Origin of the sequence: Schnuerera sp. (genome assembly GCF_035459645.1) — a bacterium.
Classification (GTDB): Bacteria; Bacillota; Clostridia; order Tissierellales; family Tepidimicrobiaceae; genus Schnuerera.
The window spans coordinates 1-3469 of sequence record NZ_DATHXO010000336.1 but is presented as its reverse complement, the minus strand read 5'-3'; the positions used below and the strand labels follow the sequence as shown (position 1 = coordinate 3469).

Genomic DNA, 3469 nt, shown 5'->3' with positions numbered 1-3469 from the left:
CAATAGTAATCTGATATCAAAAACTTCCTTAACATCTTCCATAGTCATTTTGGTTACGAAGTTTCCTTTTCTTGGAATATATTTTAATAATCCTTGATTTTGTAACTCAATTATACCTTCTCTTACAGGTGCCCTACTAATCTCAAGAGACTCAGCAATTTTAGATTCAAGAATACGATCTCCTTCTTTATATTCTCCTGTTAATATTTTTTTTGTTATATAATCTATAACAATATCACTTAAACTTTTCTTCCGATATCTTTCATCTCCATACATATTACTCATCTCCATAGTAAATTTTTTCTTTTGTCTACTGTCGACAATCTTCTGTATGTATATATATTCTACATAGATTTTAAAAATCCTTCTTTTTTTGAAAAATTTTTTTAAATTTTTTTATTTTATTTTTTATCCTTATAAATTAGTACATACCTTACTTCAAATATTCAAGTATTCCCTTTTTTATAGCAAAAGCTAATTTTTCTTTATATTTTTGGTCCTTCAATAATCTATTTTCTTCTGGATTAGTTATAAAACCTGCTTCTACCAATACTCCAGTATATTTAGTTTCCCTTAATATATAGAAATTTTCTGATAATACTTCAGAACTTAAATTGTCATCTTTTAGTAATTCTCCATATAAGTATGTATCTACGGAATTAGCTATTGTTTCTGCTAATTCTTTACCTTCTTCAGAGCTTGGAAAATGATATACTTTTACACCTCTAGCAGAAGAACTTTTACTTGAATTAACATGTATACTAACATAAACTAAAGGCTCATGATTGTTTATAATGGATTTTCTTGCATCTAAATCACGTCTATATCTGGATGAATTAATATCACTTAAATCCTCTAATGACTCGTCTTGTTCTCTTGTCATAACTACATCAAATCCCTCAACTAATAATTCTTTTTTTAGTTTTGATCCGATATCAAGATTAATATCCTTTTCTAAAACATCTTTTGGATCCCCAGTACCTCCATCGATCCCTCCATGGCCTGGATCGATTACAATAGTTTGTTTGACTTTATAATTAAATATTTTTGAAGCTCTAGAATTGTTTAAAAAAACTATTCCTAAGATTATAATCAATATAATTCCAGCTAAAGTCAAAAATCTTTTATTAAATTTTATTATATAAATTTTAGGTTTTCTGTTCATTTTTTCACCCTATCTAAAATAGTATCATGCTTAATTATATAATTATTTTATATTTTTAGATTATAGAACAAAAAAGGAAAAAAGAGATTTTATTCCCATCTCATTTTCTCCTTGCAAAATCAACAAATCTAAATTTATCTGGTCTATGTCTGGATTCAGTATATTGAACTCTCACCTCTTTATCTTTAAAGCCCCTAGGGAACATGCAATATACCATATTAGGTGAAAACCATGTTCCCAGACGCATTTCTTACATTTTCATTCGTTTTAAAAAGTTATTTTATCTTTTATTAGTATAGCTTATTGAAAATATCAGTACTATAATCACTAATATCTGATATATTAAGCATATTATGTTTTAGTTTAATATCTTCGAAATACTTTGTTATCAGCTCTTTTTCAATAATTCGGTCTGAACTTTCATCATCCCTTAAACCTACTCTAGTACTACTCCATGGCATTTCTGCATGAGTCATCTTTTCTAGCACCTTCCCACTATAACAACCAAAATTTCTAATTACGCTGTCTAAAATCTCCCTTTCAATCTTAGCCAATTCTATATCAGTGTAGTCACATTCATTTTCCTCAATAGGGTTGTATCCATAGTTTTTATATTTATAGTATACACTTCTATATACAGGCCCATGTACCCAAGCTTCACAATTATTATGGAATAGATATTCACCTGTAAAAGCTTTGAAAAAACCCTGGGCATAGTATAATAGTTTTTGTAACGCCAAAGGTGTTATATCTGAACAACTTAGCAATAAGTATTTTACAACATGATCAATCTTATCCTCAGATTTAACAGTTATAGAATTCTCCTTTTCAATACCCATTAACGCCTCACTACAACGCTTATATGCAATGTTTGTTATACTATCTTTATTTTCCTCTAGTACTTTTTTCATATACTTCGAGTCATTAAGGATTGTTTTTAAAGTATCTGAATATTGTTTAGTAGGAATATCTCCATCCAAATATCTAGTAAGAGTACCTTCACCCCATCCTAATAGCAAAGATAAAGGTCTTTTACCAATATCATACTTATCTAATATAAGTTCCATTTCTGAAACAGAAATCAACCCCTCTTTTTCCCTAAAAGCATTATCTAGCATTTTAAGATTATAATCACGAATATCAGCTACAAATATTTCACTTTCACACTCACTACAAATTGCAACTTTTCCTATATACTCAATTTCCTTACCTTTAATGTTTTTTGTCATTTTCTTTTCTCTGATATAGTATTTCACCATATCATGACATTTTTCACAAAATCCTAACATCTAGGTTGCCTCCTTTTTATTAATAGCCATTATCAATCTTATTTTATATATTATCAAGCTATTTATTTAAACAAATATTCTATTGGTTTATTTCTTTTATGAAAAGATACGATGAACACAAAATCATCGCCATTCCTTATTTGAGTCATATTAATTTTAATATATATATCTATATTTTCTAAAGTACCCCAATAATCTAATTCTTGGCACTTACAGAATATGTACAATATTTCATGAGAAAATTCTTCATTATCATTATCAACGGCATAACAAAAATCATCATATTGAATACCTAATAGTATTTCTTTTTCTTTTTTTGTATCAATTTTATAATCCTCAATAAAGTCTATATTTTCTTGTCTATTTTCATTTTGTGCAATTGAATACTTACCATCTAATATGAATTTTCTAAATTTAGAAAGATAGGTTTTTATATCATCTGGAGCAAGATCTGTATATTTCTTTATTTCTCTTTTAGTATTACCCAAATCTTAATCTCTCCCTTATTCTAGTATAATACAATTATACATTAATTATACCAAAAACACAATATAAAAATGTATTTATTAATACAATATATTTAATTTTCGTATCATCTGTTCATGGTTTTCTACCTTTTGCTAAACTACTATTATTTGATTTTTATTACAGTCTAATCAATTCCAGCCTAAGAATATAGATTATAGACCAAAAAAGGAAAAAAAGAGATTATTCTTCTAATCTCATTTTCTCCTTGCAAAATCAACAAACCTGAATTTGTCCGGTCTATGTCTAGATTCAGTATATTGAAACAAACTCATATCATCTAGATAGGTATAAGACTTAACCACTACAACCATATTATAGTCCTCTAAGTCTAAGTATTTTTTATCCTCATTGGACACTTGTTGTACTGTTATTTCCTTTTTAGCAAATCCAATAGTTAAACCTAGATCATTTTCTAAATATTCATATATTGAACTTTCACATACTTTCTTAGTTAGACTTGGCACATATCGGTTGTTGAAATAATCTT

General features: G+C 27.5%; 5 protein-coding genes. All 5 read right to left on the bottom strand.

Annotation, left to right across the window (positions count from 1 at the left end; translation table 11 throughout):
- On the bottom strand, positions 1–276 hold a 276-nt coding region (locus VK998_RS07825), incomplete at its 3' end, for a GntR family transcriptional regulator (RefSeq protein ID WP_325227384.1).
- A 157-nt stretch (positions 277–433) separates the two neighbouring features.
- Positions 434–1165, bottom strand: a complete 732-nt coding sequence (locus VK998_RS07820; protein WP_325227382.1) for an N-acetylmuramoyl-L-alanine amidase family protein — start codon at positions 1163–1165, stop codon at positions 434–436.
- 290 nt (positions 1166–1455) lie between these two features.
- The gene (locus tag VK998_RS07815; RefSeq protein WP_325227380.1) at positions 1456–2454 is read right to left on the bottom strand and encodes a type II toxin-antitoxin system antitoxin SocA domain-containing protein; all 999 of its coding nucleotides are present in this window, start codon (positions 2452–2454) and stop codon (positions 1456–1458) included.
- A 62-nt stretch (positions 2455–2516) separates the two neighbouring features.
- Positions 2517–2942 carry a hypothetical protein gene (locus VK998_RS07810; RefSeq protein WP_325227378.1) on the bottom strand — a complete coding sequence of 142 codons (426 nt, stop codon included), beginning with the start codon at positions 2940–2942 and terminating at the stop codon, positions 2517–2519.
- Between the two features lie 234 nt (positions 2943–3176).
- Positions 3177–3469 (bottom strand): UTRA domain-containing protein (locus tag VK998_RS07805; protein WP_325227375.1); only part of this gene is annotated, 293 nt, incomplete at its 5' end.